12 protein-coding genes are annotated in these 16171 nt (G+C 70.4%); 4 read left to right on the forward strand and 8 right to left on the reverse strand.

Annotation, left to right across the window (positions count from 1 at the left end; genetic code table 11):
- The first annotated feature begins 2 nt into the window (after positions 1–2).
- Entirely contained in the window at positions 3–1682 is a 1680-nt protein-coding gene (locus AC1DG4_RS01570) for a glycoside hydrolase family 13 protein (RefSeq protein ID WP_477377536.1), read from the forward strand.
- Positions 1683–1785: 103 nt separating this feature from the next.
- On the opposite strand, the gene AC1DG4_RS01575 is transcribed toward AC1DG4_RS01570, so the two are convergent.
- The 8 genes from AC1DG4_RS01575 to mshB all read right to left on the reverse strand — a co-directional run bounded on the left by AC1DG4_RS01575 (position 1786) and on the right by mshB (position 13208).
- Complete coding sequence (locus AC1DG4_RS01575; protein ID WP_477377534.1) at positions 1786–4578, reverse strand: PIG-L family deacetylase; 2793 nt, start codon at positions 4576–4578, stop codon at positions 1786–1788.
- Between the two features lie 183 nt (positions 4579–4761).
- Positions 4762–5640, reverse strand: coding sequence for an ROK family protein (locus AC1DG4_RS01580; protein WP_477377532.1), 879 nt, complete (start codon positions 5638–5640; stop codon positions 4762–4764).
- Between the two features lie 20 nt (positions 5641–5660).
- Positions 5661–7166: an argininosuccinate lyase gene (gene argH, locus AC1DG4_RS01585; protein WP_477377530.1), complete on the reverse strand. Its 1506-nt coding sequence runs from the start codon at positions 7164–7166 to the stop codon at positions 5661–5663.
- Positions 7167–7201: 35 nt separating this feature from the next.
- Positions 7202–8944, reverse strand: a complete 1743-nt coding sequence (locus AC1DG4_RS01590) for an ABC transporter permease (RefSeq protein WP_477377528.1) — start codon at positions 8942–8944, stop codon at positions 7202–7204.
- Positions 8944–10029, reverse strand: coding sequence for an ABC transporter ATP-binding protein (locus AC1DG4_RS01595; RefSeq protein WP_477377526.1), 1086 nt, complete (start codon positions 10027–10029; stop codon positions 8944–8946). Before AC1DG4_RS01595 ends, AC1DG4_RS01590 begins: the two co-directional genes overlap by 1 nt.
- 8 nt (positions 10030–10037) lie before the next feature.
- Complete coding sequence (locus tag AC1DG4_RS01600; protein ID WP_477377524.1) at positions 10038–11135, reverse strand: extracellular solute-binding protein; 1098 nt, start codon at positions 11133–11135, stop codon at positions 10038–10040.
- Positions 11136–11205: 70 nt separating this feature from the next.
- On the reverse strand, positions 11206–12327 hold the full coding sequence (locus AC1DG4_RS01605) for an ROK family transcriptional regulator (protein WP_477377522.1): 1122 nt from the start codon (positions 12325–12327) through the stop codon (positions 11206–11208).
- Positions 12324–13208: an N-acetyl-1-D-myo-inositol-2-amino-2-deoxy-alpha-D-glucopyranoside deacetylase gene (gene mshB, locus AC1DG4_RS01610; RefSeq protein WP_477420384.1), complete on the reverse strand. Its 885-nt coding sequence runs from the start codon at positions 13206–13208 to the stop codon at positions 12324–12326. The genes AC1DG4_RS01605 and mshB overlap by 4 nt, the downstream gene beginning before the upstream one ends.
- A 153-nt stretch (positions 13209–13361) precedes the next feature.
- Here mshB and AC1DG4_RS01615 point away from each other — a divergent pair, with 153 nt between their 5' ends.
- From AC1DG4_RS01615 to AC1DG4_RS01625, 3 genes are read left to right on the forward strand one after another with little or no spacing between them, the layout of a single operon-like run.
- Positions 13362–14291, forward strand: a complete 930-nt coding sequence (locus tag AC1DG4_RS01615) for a metal ABC transporter solute-binding protein, Zn/Mn family (RefSeq protein WP_477377518.1) — start codon at positions 13362–13364, stop codon at positions 14289–14291.
- Positions 14288–15139 carry a metal ABC transporter ATP-binding protein gene (locus tag AC1DG4_RS01620; protein ID WP_477377516.1) on the forward strand — a complete coding sequence of 284 codons (852 nt, stop codon included), beginning with the start codon at positions 14288–14290 and terminating at the stop codon, positions 15137–15139. Before AC1DG4_RS01615 ends, AC1DG4_RS01620 begins: the two co-directional genes overlap by 4 nt.
- On the forward strand, positions 15136–16020 hold the full coding sequence (locus AC1DG4_RS01625; protein ID WP_477377514.1) for a metal ABC transporter permease: 885 nt from the start codon (positions 15136–15138) through the stop codon (positions 16018–16020). Before AC1DG4_RS01620 ends, AC1DG4_RS01625 begins: the two co-directional genes overlap by 4 nt.
- Positions 16021–16171 lie beyond the last annotated feature (151 nt).

A 16171-nucleotide genomic window follows, 5' to 3' on the forward strand; every position in this document is an offset into this window, starting at 1 on the left:
CCATGACCGATGCAGTCCTCGCGGCCGACACCCTCGTGACCGGATCCGCCGATGCCGCCTGGTGGCGTCAGGCCGTCGTCTACCAGGTCTATCCGCGCAGCTTCTCCGACACGAACGGCGATGGCCTCGGAGACATCCGTGGCATCGTCGAGAAGGCCGACTACCTCGCAGGGCTCGGCGTCGATGCCGTGTGGCTGAGCCCGTTCTACCCGTCCGAGCTGGCCGACGGCGGATACGACGTCGCGGACTACCGCGACGTGGATCCGCGTCTGGGCACCCTCGCCGACTTCGACGACATGATCGCCGCCCTGCACGGCCGCGGCATCAAGGCGATCGTCGACATCGTGCCGAACCACTCCTCGGATCAGCACGCGCTGTTCCAGGCGGCACTCGCCGCGCCCAAGGGCTCGCCCGAGCGCGACCGCTACATCTTCCGCGACGGGCTCGGCGCGAACGGCGAGCTGCCGCCCGCCGACTGGACGAGCGTATTCGGCGGCGCCGGCTGGGAGCCGGTCGGCGACGGCCAGTGGTACTTCCACTTCTTCGCCACCGAGCAGCCCGACTTCAACTGGGACAACCCCGACGTGCACGCCGAGTTCCTGACCACGCTGCGGTTCTGGTCGGATCGCGGGGTCGACGGCTTCCGCATCGACGTCGCGCACGGCCTGAGCAAGGACCTGCCTGAGGTGCTGCCGAGCCAGGCCGAGCTCGACGCGATGGACACGACCGACGGGCAGCACCCGCTGTGGGACCGCGACGCCGTGCACGACATCTACCGCGAGTGGCGGCGGGTGTTCGACGAGTACGACCCGGCGCGCATCGCGGTGGCCGAGGCGTGGGTGGCCACGGCCGAGCGTCGCGCGAAGTACGCGACTCCTGAGGGGCTCGGCCAGGCGTTCAACTTCGACCTGCTCGAGGCGGACTTCGACGCCGCGCAGTTCCGGCACATCGTGACCGACAATCTGGCGCAGAGCGAGGCGACCGGATCCAGCTCCACCTGGGTGCTCTCGAACCACGACGTGGTCCGTCACGCCACCCGCTACGGGCTGGAGCCGCTGAACGGACGCGACGTCAAGCAGGGGTCCGCGTGGATCCTCGCCGGCGGGCCTGCGGACCAGGTCGACCTGGAGCGGGGCGGACGCCGCGCGCTCGCCGCATCGCTGTTCCTCCTCGGCCTGCCCGGCAGCACCTACCTCTATCAGGGCGAGGAGCTCGGGCTTCACGAGGTCGCCGACATCAAGGCGGAGGACCGGCAGGATCCCGCGTTCTTCCGCGGCGCCGATCCCGACCGCGACGGGCTCGGCCGCGACGGCTGCCGCGTGCCGCTGCCCTGGGCGCGCTCCGGATCCTCGTTCGGGTTCGGCGCCGCCGGCGCCCACATCCCGCAGCCCGACTGGTTCGCGGACTACGCGGTCGAGGCCGAGGATGCGGATCCGGCGTCCTCGCTGAACGCCTACCGGCGCGCACTCGCCCTGCGCCACGAGCTGCAGACCGGCGAGAGCCTGGACTGGATCGAGACGGGCCGCGACGACGTGCTCCGCTTCGTGCGCCCGAACGGATGGCAGGTCGTGACGAACTTCGGCACCGAGCCGTTCGCGCTCGCCGCCGGCGCGGAGCCGGTGCTCGGCACCCTCGTCGACGGCGCGGTGGCCGGCGAGAGCACGGTCTGGCTGCGCGGCTGAGCGGATCCGCTTCCGAACGCCCCTGCGCTGCGGGACGAGCCACCGGAGGCGGGCGGACAGGGGAGGGGCCGACGCGAATGTTCGCGTCGGCCCCTCCCTTCGTTCAGCGCGAGCGCCCGCCCAGCGGTGCTCGCGTCGCGGAGACGCCGCTGTTCGTCTCGAAGGACACGGCCAGCACCGGAGAGGCGGGCGTGCCGGTGAGGCTGTCGCCCGTGCCGCTCGCGGTGGTGCGGACCGGGAAGCCGACGTCGGTCCGCCCCGAGCCCACGGCCTTCTCGGTGCTGCCGAGGACCTGCGCGCCGTCCCAGAGGAACACCCGGGCCGTCCCGGCCCGCGGCGTCTGCAGCGCGACCTTCGCGATGCCGCCCGAGACGGAGGACGAGAGCACCTTGAGCGCGTGGTCCGCCGGGGACGAGCCGCCGAGGGGCACCTGGTCGCCGGCGGACTGCAGGATCGACTGCGGCGAGGAGACCGACCGCGCCGCGGTGTCGGGCAGCGTCGGGTCCTTGGGGCTGGCACCCGCGTCGGCGATGCCGTCGAGCGTGATGATGCCCCAGCGCCACGGGTCCGCCCGCATGCCGGGGAACGTCGACCAGCCGACGCGGTTCTGCGCGGCCTTGTTCTGGGTGTCCGAATCGTTCACGACCACGTTGAACCCGACGTGGGCCGGGTCGAGGTTGTCGGGCAGTACAGAGAACGGGATCTTCACCTCGAGGTCGTAGCCGGCGTACTCGGCGGCGGTCTGCGCCATCCGGACCGCCACCTCCATGCCGGGGGCGGTCACGGCCGCCTGGCCCTGCCAGTTGTCCCTGTCCCGTCCCACGCCAGGGGCGCCGGTCATCGTGTCCATCGAGGGCATGATGCCGCCGATGAACGTGTGTGCGGTGTTGGGCGCGTCCCCGCGGGGATCGACGTAGATCTCGACCGAATCGGTGCGGCGCTGGCGCTTGTTGTCCGCGGCCGGGAGGATCGTCCCCCGGATGTCGTCGGCGACCGAGATGAACAGGTAGAGGTTCGCGTCGTCGTGGGTGATCCAGGTCTTCGCGCTGATCGAGGCGGTGGTGCCGCCCATCGGGGATCCGTCCCAGATCGTCTCCACGGGGATCGGGTCGCCGGGGTACTCGTCGTCCCGGCGGATGCCGTCCAGCACGGGGGCGACGTCGGCGCGCTGCACCGCATAGGCGGGCACGAGGTTCATGGTGACCGATCGGGCGGCGGTGCCGGCATCGCTCACCGCGCGGACGGTCACGGGCCAGTTGCCGCCGTTGCTCGCACGGTTCGCGGTGGGGATCGCGGTGTCGGTGTTGGCGACGTCGAAGGTGAGCGTGGCTGTCGCCCCGGCCCCGAGCCCTGCATAGGGCAGCTCGGCCGGCGATGCGGAGAACCCGGCGGGGAGCTCGAGCGAGACCGAGCCGGAACGGACCTGGTCGGAGAAGTTCTGCACGACCACGTCCAGCGGACGCGTGCGGCCCTGTCCGACGGGGAACAGCTCGGGGACGAGCACGTCGAGGTGCTTCATCCCGAGTCCGGCGGTCCACTCCCGGAACAGGCGGATCTCGGGCAGCGGGCTGATGGTCGCCTCGACCGCCCCGGCCACGCGGAGTTGCGCGAACGTGGTGCCGGAGGCGCCGCCCGCGGTGAGCGTCGCTTCGACGCGCGCCTGGGTGCCCACCGGGTCGGATCCGGCGGTGACCTGGAACGTGAGGCGCTGGGAGCCGCCCTTCTTGAGGGCGCGCACGGACTGGGATCCGCTCACCGTCCACCCGCTGGGGACCGCCAGCGTCACGGCGCCGCCGGCGAGCTTCGCATCATCCGGCGCGGTGATCGTCACGTCGACGGCGAGGCTCTGACCCGCGACCGCCTCGAATCGCGCGGGGCGCACGTCGATGAGGGTGCCGAAGGGGAGGCCGCCGTCGATCGGCAGCGCCGCACCGCGCAGCGCGGCGTCGCCGCCGGAGCGGGGATCCGCGAGCGGGGTGCGGGAGTGGATGACCGTGAACCACGAGGTGGAGATCTTGGCGGGGTCGGTGGGGCTCGCGGCCATCTCGGCCCAGCCCTGCGTGACATAGGCCCAGCGCGCGAGGTCGAGCATCTGGGACCAGCGGCGGCCGTTGCGGGTGCTGGGGGTGCCGTTCCAGCAGCCGAAGACGACGTCGGATGCGACGGACGGGGTGTAGCCGGCGGCGACGCCGCCCTCGCCGTTCGCGCCCGTGCCGTTCGCGCCGGCGCGGAGGATGCGCCGCGGCTGCCAGGCCGCGAAGCCCTCGGCGAGATGCTCGGGGAAGCGGCCGGGGTCGCCGGCCGCGAGGTAGGCCTCGACGGCGAACATCGCCGCCTGCTGGTGGTTGCCGTGGTTGCCTTCGACGGCGGACGGGTTCATCGTGACGATGACATCGGGCCGGGTCGCGCGCACCACGCGCACGATGCGGCCGAGGACCGCGTCGCCGCCCCAGACCTGATGCGACAGCGGAGCGCTCGCGGTGTAGTAGAAGTCCAGGCCGTCCAGGTTGAAGACGTGCTCGATGCCCGCGTATCCGACGGCCTTGCGCTCCTCGGCCTCGCGCATCATGCCCAGCGGCGGCCCCTCCTCGAGCCCGACGGCGTTGCCGCCGCCCTCGCCGCGGGTGACCGTGATCACGCCGGCCTTCATGTCGAAGAACTCGTTCCACTGACCGAACACGCCGAGGTTGCCCGCCTCGTCGTCCGGGTGCGCCCCGATGAACAGCACGTTGAGCTTCACGGCGCCGCCCGGGGCCGCGAGCGCCTGTTCCGCCGCGCTCAGCGGCGAGACCTGGAAGGCGGCGCCGGCCGCTGCGGCGACGCCGAGCACGCCTCCGGCCTTGAAGAGGGTGCGGCGGGACATCGCGCGCTGGGTCAGGGGGAGTCGATCGTCCATGAGTCGTCCTTCCGCGCGAGCGGACGTCGACGTCACGTCCCGCGCATTCGGTGGAGAGGGGAAGCGGTACTTTCTTTCTGTGTAGAAATAACCGCTAACAGCAATTCCACAGGTGCCGGGGATGGGCGTCAACGCCGGAAAATATCTCCGCCGCCGCGTCCCTTGCGGAACGGGCGGCGGAGGTCACGCCTCTACGGCGTCGTCCGCGAGCATCACCGCGCCGCGCAGCGACGCATCGGGCCCGAACTCGGACAGCAGCAGTTCCGGCGCATAGGGGAGGGCGGCGTCAAGGCGCTCCGACAGCGGCTGGAACAGGGCGGATCCCGCCCGGGTCATCCCCCCGCCCACGACGATCCGCGACGGATCGCAGGTGAGCGCCGCGGTGATGAGATGCCGGGCGATCTCGTCGACCGTGCCCGACCACATCTCGTCGGCTGCGGGGCTCGTGCCGAGCGCCGCGATCAGTCCAGGGACGTCGGAGGCGGGCACGTGACCGTCGGCCGCGACCCTCCTCTCGAGACCGCTGCCACCGGCGAACTCCTCCAGGGTCGGGACGCCCGCGCGCCACTCGGACACCGCGCCCACGATGCCGTATCCGATCTCGCCCGCGGCGCCGTGGGCGCCGCGGAGCACCCGGCCGTCCAGCACCGGGGCGATCGCGATGCCGGTGCCGAGATTGACGTAGAGCCCGACCCTCGTGCCCCGCAGCGCGCCGTCTCTGGCCTCCGCCAGGGCGGCGGCCTTCACGTCGTTCTCGATCGCGACCGGGACGGCTCCGAAGGCGTCCCGGAAGCGGCCGGCGAGGTCGAGCTCGGACCAGCCGACGACGTTCGGGGCGAGGTCGACCCTGTCGTCGAACACGATCCCCGGGGTCGACACCCCCACCGCGTCGACGACGCCTGGCTCCGCCAGGCGCGCGGCGGCCGCGAAGGTCCGCTCGAGCACGCTGACGGCGGGCTCGTCCTGGCCGATCCGCAGGCGCTCGTCCCTGCGCGAGCCATCAGCGGACTCCACGCGGAGCGCGACCTTGGTGCCGCCGAAGTCGATTCCGAGAACGCTCATCCGGCGCGACATCCGCCCGATCACGCCTGAAGGGCGGCCGTCGCCTCGACCAGCCGGTCGGCGACGGCGTCGAGGTGATCGCGCTTGGCGTCGCGCCAGCGGCGCAGCTCCTGCTCGGTCTCCTGCCGGGCTGCGGCCATGCGGGCGACCTCGCTCGGGGCGGCGCCACCGGTCGAGGTGCGCACGGCGACGAAGTTGTCGGCGTCGAGCGCACGGGCGACGTCGTCGGTCGTGAGGGAGACCTCGCGACCCGTCACCTCCTGGGCGACCTCGCGCACGCGGTCGGTGGAGACGGATCGCACGTCGGTCATCCCCGCGGCGTCGGCCTCGCGGACGATCCGGGAGACGACGGTGTGCGCCTGGGTGAAGGTGAGCCCTCCGTCGCGCACGAGCGTGTCGGCCAGCTCGGTGGCGTTCGCGAACGACGCCAGTGCGCGCTCGCGCATCACGTCGGTGTTCACCTGGATCGTCCCGAGCACGCCGGTCAGCAGGTTCAGGACGTCGGTGAGGGTGTCGACTGCGCGCCACGCGTAGGGCTGGAGGTCGTCCTCGGTGTCGACGATGTCGCCGAACGGAGTGTTGTGCATCATCGTGAGCACGGTCGCCGCGCTCGCCGACGCCGCCGACAACAGGGACCGCGAGTGCTCGATGGAGACCGGGTTGCGCTTCTGCGGCATGATCGACGAGATCTGCACGTAGGGGGCCGCGACCCGGTACAGGCCGAACTCCGCTGTGCACCAGGTGAGGAAGTCGACGCAGCTGCGCCCGGTGTCGATCGCCATGAGCTGCAGCGCGATCGCGGAATGCGCGATGTAGTCGGTCGCGGCGACGGCGTCGTAGGAGTTCTCCACGAGCCCGCCGAAGCCGAGCAGGCGCGCCATGTTCTCGCGGTCGATCGCGAAACCGGTGCCGGTGAGCGCCGCGCCGCCCATCGGGGAGAAGTCGAGGCTCTCGTACGCCTGCTCGACGCGGCGGATGTCGCGCCCGAGCACGTCGGCGATCGCCAGGAAGCGGTGCCCGAGCACGGAGGGCTGCGCCGGCTGCGTGTGGGTGTGCTCGAGGGTGAGGGTGTCGGCATGCTCGGCGCCGAGCCGGATCAGCGTCGCATAGAGCTCGCCGGCGGCGTCGAGCACCTTCAGCAGCTGGCGCCGCATGACCATGCGGTACAGGGTCATGCCCATGTCGTTCCGGCTGCGCGCCGTGTGCAGGCTGCCGGTGACCTCTCCGCCGATCCGCATGAGCTCGTGCTCGACGGTGAAGAACAGGTCCTCGAACTCGCCGGTGTACTCGCTGGCCGCGAGGGCGCCCAGGTCGAGCCCGTCGATGGCCGACGCGATGGTCGCGGCCTCCGCATCGCCGAGGATGCCGGCGTCGTGCAGCATCACCAGGTGCGCCCGGTGGATCTGGATCATGGACGGCAGCAGCATCCGCTTGGCCTCGTTGTACGCGGGGCGCAGCACGGCCGTGGTGTAGCTCTCGCCGGGGAAGGATGCGCCGTCGCGCTGGACGATCTCGTCGCGGTTCATTCTCTATCTCTCTCTGAAGGGTCTGTGGGCGGCGGTCAGAAGGCGGGCGTCGCCGCTTCCCTGGCTTCCATGCGCCGGGTGACGATCAGCACGACCAGCACCAGGAGGACCTGGATCATGCCGTACACCGAACCGGTGCCGATGTTGCCCTGGTAGTTCTCGTTGTTCACCGCGATCGACAGGGGGATCCACTCGGGCGTGTAGATCAGGATGCTCGCCACGAACTCGCCGACGCCGTCGACGAACGCCAGCAGCGCGCCGGCCATGATGCCGCGCGAGATGAGCGGCAGCACCACGCGGCGGAACGCGTACCACCAGCTCGCGCCGAGGCTGCGGGCCGCATCCTCCAGATTCGGGTCGAGCTGCGAGAAGGACGCGACGGTGGATCGGAAGATCAGCGGGTTGAACCGCACGAAGTACGCGAGCGGCAGGATCGCGAACGTGCCGACCAGCACCTGCCCGAAGGCGAAGGGCGAGGGACTCGAGAACGCGGTGATGAGGTTGATGGCGACCACGGTGCCCGGCAGCGCCCAAGGCAGCATGATCGCGATGTCGAGCGCGAGCTTGCCGCGGAACCGCATCCGGCTCATCACGTAGGCCGCGCCGGCGCCGAGGATCATGGCGCCGCCGACGGCGATCACGCTCATCAGCAGGGAGTTGGTCACCGGGCGCCAGAACTCGAAGCCGCTGAACAGCTGGCCCCACCACTCGAGGGTGTACTGCGTGGGCAGCGCACTCATCCGCCAACCGCCCTTCGCCGTGACCGAGAGCACCGCGATCATCAGGATCGGCAGCACCAGGAACAGCGTCACGGGGACGGCGACGACGAAGAGCAGCACCCGGAGGGGCGTGGAGGCCACGGTCGACCGCTTGCGTCCGCCGCCCTTGGACTGGGTGCGGTACACCTTGCGCTGCTCGTAGGAGCGGATGATCGCGAGGAACACGATCGAGATCACCGCGAGCGTGGTCGAGATGATCGACGCGAGCCTCATGTCGCCGTTGGTCTTGGCGATCACGATCTGCTGGGTCATCACGTCGGTGTACTGGAAGAGCAAGGGGGCGGTGTACGACGACATCGCGGACATGAAGGTGATGAGCGAGCCCGCGACCAGCGCCGGCGTGAGCATGGGCAGCACGACCTTGGCCCAGATGCGCGCGGTTCGCGCCCCCATCGAGGCCGCCGCCTCCTCGAGCGACGCGTCCGAGTTCGCGAGCGCCGCCGAGACCGTGAGGAAGAAGTAGGGGTACATCGTCATGGCGTGCACGATGAGCACGCCGGCGACGCCCTGCAGCCAGAAGGCCTTCTGATCGACGCCGAAGAGCTCGTGCAGGGCGAACGGGATCCGTCCGCCGACACCGAACAGGAGCTTGAACGACCACACGCCCATGAGCGGGGGCAGCGCGATCGGGAGCAGCGCCAGCACCTGGAACACGCGTCGGCCGGGGAACTCCCAGCGCGTGAGCAGGATCGCCACACCGGTGCCGAGCACTCCCGCGCACAGCACGGACAGCAGCGACAGCACGATCGATCCGCCGATCGCGGAGGTCTGCGTGGGGTTCGCGAAGAAGTCGCCCCAGGCCTTGAAGGAGAACCCGAGGATCTCCGCCTTGTCCTGCGAGACGCTGCGTCGTGCGGTCGCGATCATCGGCCCGATGACGTAGCCGAGCAGGACGACGAGCAGGAGGGCGAGGGTGAGGGCCGTCGACCAGCGTCGGCGGATCCAGGACGGGCGCTTCGACGGCCCTACGAAGCGCTGGGCGTTGGTGAGCGTGACCATCAGCTGTCCGCCGGTACGCAGTACGCGGCGTCCTCCGGCAGCACCACCCGCAGGGCGTCGCCGCGCGTGGGGCGCATGTGGGACCCGGTGAGGTCGACCTTGATGCGGCCCACCGCGGTGTCGAGCTCGCAGGAGAGCGAGTGCCCGATGAAGTCGACGTCCGCCACCGTGCCGGAGACGGCGTTGGCGTCGTCGGCGGCGCCGGCGAGGCGGACGTTCTCGGCGCGGATCGTCGCGATCACGTCCGATCCGACGGCGAAGTCGACGCCTGGGGCGGCCGAGCCGGTGCGCACCGCGAGAGTGCTGCCGTCGGACAGCGTGAGCTCGGCGCGGTCGCCGTCGCTCCGGCGCACGGTGGCGCGGAGCAGGTTGTTGCGTCCGAGGAATCCGGCGACGAACGCGGTGAGCGGCCGGCTGTACACCTCGTCTGGGGTGCCCACCTGGTGCACGACGGCCGTGTTCATGACGGCGATGCGCGTGGACATCGCCAGCGCCTCCGCCTGGTCATGGGTGACATAGACCGAGGTGATCCCGGTCTCGGCGTGCAGGTCGCGCAGAGCGCTGCGCATCTCGAGCCGCAGCTTCGCGTCGAGGTTCGACATCGGCTCGTCGAGCAGCAGGAGCTGCGGACGGAAGACGAGCGCCCGGGCGAGCGCGACGCGCTGCTGCTGCCCGCCCGAGAGCTCGTCCACGCGTGCGTTCGCCTGGGCCGAGAGGCCCACCTGCTGCAGGACGTCGGAGATCCGACGGGCGGCCTCGGCCTTCTGCACCCCGCGCACGTCCAGCCCGAAGCCGACGTTGCGGCTCACGGACATGTGCGGGAAGAGGGCGTAGTTCTGGAACACCAGGCCCACGTCGCGCTTGTTCGCCGGAGCGTACGTCACATCACGATCGTCGAAGTGGATCGTGCCGCTGTCGGGTTCCTCGAACCCGGCGATCATGCGCAGCGTCGTCGACTTGCCGCAACCCGACGGGCCGAGGAGGGTGAAGAACTCCCCGTCGTCGATCGTCAGGTCGATGCCGTTCACGACGGTGCCGGAGCGGGCGAACGATTTGCGGAGCTGGTGCAGAGAGACCGAGACCATGCGTCAGATCAGCCCTTGTCCTTGATGTTGTCGGCCCAGTAGGTCATCCACTCGCTCTGGTGGTCGGCGAACACCTTCCAGTCGATCTTCATCTCGTTGATCTTGAACTCCTTCATCCAGGTCGGCTGCTTGTCCTTCGGGATGTCCATCGCGGGGATCTGGTAGTAGTCGGTCGCGAGCTTCGCCTGCATTCCGGGCTCCATCAGGAAGTCCATGAACGACTTGGCGGCGGACGCCTGCTTCGTGTTCTTGATGATGCCGACGCCGTCGACGAGCACGGGAGCGCCCGACTTCGGCATGATGTAGCCCCACGGGCGGTTGTTCTTGAGCGGCTGGATCAGCGCGTCCTGCATGTTCCAGACCGTGACCTGACCGGTGCCCTGGTCGAGCTGGGTGTACATGTCGTCGGGGTTGGCGGCGTACGAGACGGTGTTGGCGTCGATCTTCTTCAGGAGGTCGTAGCCGGCCTCGGGCTTGCCGTCCTTCGCGAACGCCGAGTAGACCATCGAGGCGTAGATCGTGCGCATCGTGCCGGAGGGCATGACGTCGCGGATGACGATCTTGTCCTTCCACTCGGGACTGGCGAGATCCGCCCAGTCCTGCGGAGCTGTCTTCTCGGTGAGGAGGTCGGAGTTGTAGATGATGACCTCTGGCAGCAGCATCTCCGCCGTCCAGCGGTTCTCGGGGTCCTTGTACTTGTCCGGAACGCCCTTGTCGTTCTTCGGCGTGTACGCGTCGAGCAGCCCCTCGGAGGCGGCCTGCTCGAACTGCTGCTGGGTGCCGCCCCAGAGGAAGCCCGCCTGCGGGTTCCCCTTCTCGGCGCGGACCCGGTCGAGGTTGTCCTGTGCGCCGGCGATGACCGTCTGCACCTTGCCCTTGTATTCGGGGAACTTCTTCTCGAACTCGCCCACGACCCAGGCGACCTCGTCCTTGTCGCGCCCGGTGTAGATCGTGAGGCCTTCGCTGGGCGCATCCGTGGCGGACGCCGTGGTCTGGGTCGGCTTCGCAGCGCTGACATCGCCGGCGCAGCCCGAGAGCAGCAGTGCTCCGGCGGAGGCGAGGCCCGCGGCGGCGAGCAGGGGTCGGGTGATCTTGTGTGCCTTCATTTGTCTTCCTCGTCGAAGTGGTGCGGCGGGTGCCGCGGATCGGGTGGGTTCGGGGGAATGGGGGATGCGATCAGAGGCCTCCCGTGAGCAGCTGCTGCCAGCAGCGGTTCACCGCCGAGTCGAGCACCGCGTTCGGATTCGCGCGGGCGGCTCTGACGTCGGGGGCGAACGGGAGATTCCTGCGGACGGGCTCGAGCATCTCCGCGTGGTCCTCCGGACGGAAGGCCCGCGCGTGCCCGCCGAGCAGGATCACGTGCGGATCGAGGATGGCGGTGATGACCGCGATCGCGTGGGAGAACGAGGCGAGGATCTCCGTGCGGAGGGTCTGGGCCGCGGGGTCGCCGGCGTCCGCCAGCGCGAGCAGGCGGTCCACGGCCTGGCCGCCGACGTCGTGGCCGGCGGCCTCGAGCCGTGCCGCGATGGCGATCGTGGAGGTGGAGTCCTCGAAGTCGGTGCGATCGGTGGCGCTGAGCGGGAACAGCCCGATCTCGCCCGCGGCGCCATGGTCGCCCTCGATGAGACGGCCCCCCGCGATGATGCCGGCGCCGATGCCCCGCTCGCCGAGGTACAGATAGACCGCGTTGCGACCGGCGCGCACATCGAGGCTGCGGCGCTCGGACGCCATCATGAGGTTCACGTCGTTGTCGATCGTGACGACCGTCCCGAAGCGGTCGCGCAGCATGGTGCGCAGCGGCACCACCGACTCCCAGCCCAGATCGGGAGCCGCGCTCACATCGCCGGTCTCGGCATCGACCACTCCTGGCACGGCGACGCCGATGCCCAGGAGGTGCGGCGTGCGCTCGACCAGGCCCGCGACGAGCTCGATGATGGCGGCGGGGTCGACCCGGCCCGACGTCGCGGGGGAGACCGTCTCGGCGATCACGCCTCCGTGCAGGTTGATGCTGCGCGCCCGCAGCGAGTCCGAGGCGCACGAGACGGACAACAGGGCGCCGTAATCGCGGACCACTTCGAGCTGCACGGGCGGCCGGCCGATCGTCTGGGACTGGTTGCCGACCTCGCGTACCACGCCGTCATCCAGAAGGCTGCGCACGAGACGGGTGATGAGGGACGAGCTGACGCCGAACTGCTCGACGAGGTCGGTGCGGCTCTTGCGCTGCTCGTGCAGGGCGCCGACGATGCGGGCCCGCTGCGTGCGGCGGTCGTCGAGGGCGAGCGTGGGGCGCGCCATCATCGCGCCGCCACGGGGAGCAGCTCGGTCTCGTAGTCCGCGGACGTACGGTGCCCGCCCTTCACGCGGATGAACCATTCGCGATCCTGGATCCGCATCCCGCGTCCGGAGGCCAGCACCCAGTACGGGCCCTTCACGGTGAGCTGCGTGCGATGGCAGTCGAGGGCGGCCGCCTTCGCGTCGAGGTGCGCGGAGACGTCGAACTCGACGTCGATCTCCTCGTCGTCGTGCACGCCGTCGGGATACTCGGCCGGATCCGGATCGACCCACAGCCCGAGCTCGTCGGCGTGCCCGGCCAGAGCGGTGAGCTCGTCGACGATCAGGCGGCGGGGCACGGCCGTCCAGTAGACGGAAGGCACGTCCCAGATCGGGCCGTCCAGGGCGGTGCCGGGGTCGGCGGCGAGCTCGACGCCGCGCATCGCGACGCGGTGCGTCTGGATGTGGTCGGGGTGCCCGTAGCCGCCGTTCGGGTCGTAGGTGATCACGGCCTGAGGGTGGACCTCGCGGATGATCTCCGCCATCAGCAGGCCCGCCTCGTCGAGGTCGGCCTGCCAGAACGCGTCGGGGCGGTCGTTGGCGGCGATCCCCATCCGCCCGGAGTCGCGGAAGCGCCCGGGCCCGCCGAGGTAGCGGTGGTCCTGGACGCCGAGCGCGGTCATCGCGGCGGCGAGTTCGCGCGCACGCTCCGGGCCGAGCGCGTCGTCCTGGTCGACGTGCAGATGCGCCAGCTCCGCGACGGCGATCCTGCCCTGCTCGCCCTGCGTCGATGTCACCACGGTCACGCCGTGCCCTTCGGCGACCAGCCGCGCGATCGTTCCCCCCGTCGCGCAGCTCTCATCGTCGGGATGAGCGTGCGCGAGCAGGACGTGGGATCCGTTCGCCATTGGTGATCTCCTCTGATCTCGGGCCCTGCGTCGTCGGCCAGGCGAATTAGATTCTGACAGCAAGAATCAAAGTGGAGCCAGACCGGAAAATAAGTCGGAAGCCCACCCCGACCCGTTTTGATAATGATTCTCATTTAACGTAAGGTCGAGGGCATGACCAAGCCCCTCGCCGCCCTCGCGCTCGCCGCCGCCTCGCTCCTCGCCCTCACCGGATGCTCCGCGACGACGGATCCCGGGTCCTCGGGTGCGGCGGGCGGGAAGATCGCCGTGACCGCGGGCACCAACGTGTGGGGCGACGTCGCGAAGGAGATCGGAGGCGACCACGTCGAGGTGACGTCGATCATCGCGTCGCTCTCGCAGGATCCGCACGACTACGAGGTGACGGCGGCCGACCAGCTCAAGGTGAAGAACGCGCAGCTGATCCTGGAGAACGGCGGCGGCTACGACGCCTTCCTTCCGGACATCGTCGCCAAATCCGGGAACAAGGCTCCGGTCGTCTCTGCGGTGACGTATGCGGCGACCTGGCCGAAGGGTGAGGACGGGGCGAAGGCGGTCGACGGGTTCAACGAGCACGTCTGGTACGACACCGCCGTCGTGGAGGAAGTCGCCAAGAAGGTGGCCGGCGAGCTGACCGCGATCGACCCGGCGCACAAGGCCGACTTCGAGAAGAACCTCAGCGCGTTCGAGGGCGGGCTGAAGGGCCTGAACGACGAGCTCACGGCGGTGCGCGGCAAGCACGCGGGAGCCAAGATCTTCGTCACCGAGCCGGTGCCGCTGTACATGACGGAAGCCGCCGGTCTCGTCAACGTCACGCCGGAGGAGTTCAGTCACGCCGTCGAGGAGGGGCAGGACGTCCCTCCTGCGACACTGCTCGCGGCGACGAAGCTGGTCCAGTCCGGCGACGTCAAGGCACTGTTCGCCAACGCGCAGGCCGGCGGCGCGGAGACGACCAAGGTCATCGCCGTGGCGAAGGAGAAGAGCGTGCCCGTGCAGGAGGTCACTGAGCTGGTCCCTGACGGCAAGACGTACCTGGCCTGGATGAAGGAGAACATCGCGACCATGTCCTCTAACCTCGACAAGTGACTTCTCCCGCTGACACCCCGGCCGCGGCGCCGCTGCTGCGGATCCGGGGAGCCGCGATCCGACGGGACGACCGCGAACTGTGGAGCGGCCTGGATCTCGATGTCGTCCCCGGGGAGCTCGTCGCGGTCCTCGGCCCGAGCGGATCCGGCAAGACCACCCTGCTCCGCGCCATCCTCGGCCTGCAGCAGCTCTCCGCAGGCGTGATCGAGGCGCTCGGCCAGCCGGTGCGCCGCCGGGGCAGCCGCCGGATCGGTTATCTGCCGCAGGCGCGCCCGCTGCCCGCGGAGACGTCGATGCGCGGGCGTGACCTCGTGGCGCTCGGGGTCGACGGGCACCGGTTCGGCTTCCCGATCCCGCGGCGCGGCGACCGGGCGAAGGTCACCGCCCTGATCGAGTCCGTGGGGGCCGCGTCCTTCGCGGACCGTCCCGCGGGCACCCTCTCCGGCGGCGAGCAGCAGCGGCTGCGCGTCGGGCAGGCGCTCGCGGACGATCCGCGGCTGCTGCTCTGCGACGAGCCGCTGACCAGCCTCGACCTCGCCAACCAGCAGGCCGTGGTCGGGCTCATCGACGCGCACCGGCGCACGGGCGCCGGCGTGCTCCTGGTCACCCACGACATCAACCCCGTGCTCGAGATCGTCGATCGGATCCTGTACATCGCGAACGGCCGGTTCACGCTCGGCACCCCGCTGGAGGTGCTGACCACGACCGTGCTGTCGGATCTCTACGGGGCGCCGGTGTTCGTCTCGAAGGTCGGCGGCAGGCTCGTCGTGGTCGGTGCGCCCGACGCGGAGAGCGCCGCGCACTATCACGACGGCACGGCGCACGACGGTGCAGGGGAGCTCGCATGAATCTCGGCGACATCGGGCAGGCCATGTTCGGCGGCCTGCCGCAGTACGGGGAGATCCTCGCGCTCGTGATGAACTCGGTGTGGGCCGGCGCCGTGCTGGGCCTCGTGGGCGGACTCATCGGCGTCTTCGTGATGCAGCGCGACATGGCTTTCGCCGTGCACGGCATCAGCGAACTGTCCTTCGCCGGTGCCGCCGCTGCCCTGCTGATCGGCGTCGATGTGGTCCTCGGCTCGATCGTGGGATCGCTGATCGCGGCCGGGATCATCGGCTGGCTCGGCGCACGTGCGCGCGATCGCAACTCGATCATCGGCGTGCTGATGCCCTTCGGGCTCGGCGTCGGGATCCTCTGCCTCTCGCTCTACAGCGGTCGCGCCGCCGGGCGCTTCAGCCTGCTCACCGGGCAGATCGTGTCGGTGCAGTCGGAGCAGCTGGGCTGGCTGATCGCGATCTGCGCGATCGTGCTGATCGGGCTCCTGCTCATCTGGCGTCCGCTGCGGTTCGAGTCGCTCGACCCGCAGTCCGCGGCGGCCCGCGGCGTGCCTACCGTGGGCGTCTCCTTCGCATTCATGCTCCTGCTCGGACTCGTGGTCGCCGTCGCGGTGCACATCATCGGCGCCCTGCTGGTGCTGGCCCTCGTCGTGACGCCGGCGGCGGCCGCCATGCGGGTGCGCTCCGGCCCGGTCGCTGTGCCGGTGCTGGCCGCGGTGTTCGGCATCGTCTCGGCGGTCGGCGGCATACTGCTCGCCGTGATGGGCACGCTCCCTGTGAGCCCGTACATCACGACGATCTCGTTCGCGATCTACCTCGTCTGCCGCATCGTCGGCGCGCGTCGGGAGCGCGTGGTGCGCCTCGCGCCCCGCGCCGCGGAGAGGGTCGCCTGAACCCCTGTCCGTCGTCGTCCGCCCCGTCGTCGCCGAATGCAGGACGACGCCGCCATCCGTAGGAGCGACTGACGCGCTGAGCCGTGTTTCGCGCGGGATGCGGCGGCACAGAGGGCGTCGTCGGCAGGCCGGTCCTGCGGATGGCGGCAGG

Source organism: Microbacterium sp. 05N427 (genome assembly GCF_056397105.1).

Coding starts and splice junctions, on each gene's coding strand:
- AC1DG4_RS01570 (WP_477377536.1), top strand. CDS start 3: ATGACCGATGCAGTCCTCGCGGCCGACACCCTCGTGACCGGATCCGCC.
- AC1DG4_RS01575 (WP_477377534.1), bottom strand. CDS start 4,578: ATGGACGATCGACTCCCCCTGACCCAGCGCGCGATGTCCCGCCGCACC.
- AC1DG4_RS01580 (WP_477377532.1), bottom strand. CDS start 5,640: ATGAGCGTTCTCGGAATCGACTTCGGCGGCACCAAGGTCGCGCTCCGC.
- argH (WP_477377530.1), bottom strand. CDS start 7,166: ATGAACCGCGACGAGATCGTCCAGCGCGACGGCGCATCCTTCCCCGGC.
- AC1DG4_RS01590 (WP_477377528.1), bottom strand. CDS start 8,944: ATGGTCACGCTCACCAACGCCCAGCGCTTCGTAGGGCCGTCGAAGCGC.
- AC1DG4_RS01595 (WP_477377526.1), bottom strand. CDS start 10,029: ATGGTCTCGGTCTCTCTGCACCAGCTCCGCAAATCGTTCGCCCGCTCC.
- AC1DG4_RS01600 (WP_477377524.1), bottom strand. CDS start 11,135: ATGAAGGCACACAAGATCACCCGACCCCTGCTCGCCGCCGCGGGCCTC.
- AC1DG4_RS01605 (WP_477377522.1), bottom strand. CDS start 12,327: ATGATGGCGCGCCCCACGCTCGCCCTCGACGACCGCCGCACGCAGCGG.
- mshB (WP_477420384.1), bottom strand. CDS start 13,208: ATGGCGAACGGATCCCACGTCCTGCTCGCGCACGCTCATCCCGACGAT.
- AC1DG4_RS01615 (WP_477377518.1), top strand. CDS start 13,362: ATGACCAAGCCCCTCGCCGCCCTCGCGCTCGCCGCCGCCTCGCTCCTC.
- AC1DG4_RS01625 (WP_477377514.1), top strand. CDS start 15,136: ATGAATCTCGGCGACATCGGGCAGGCCATGTTCGGCGGCCTGCCGCAG.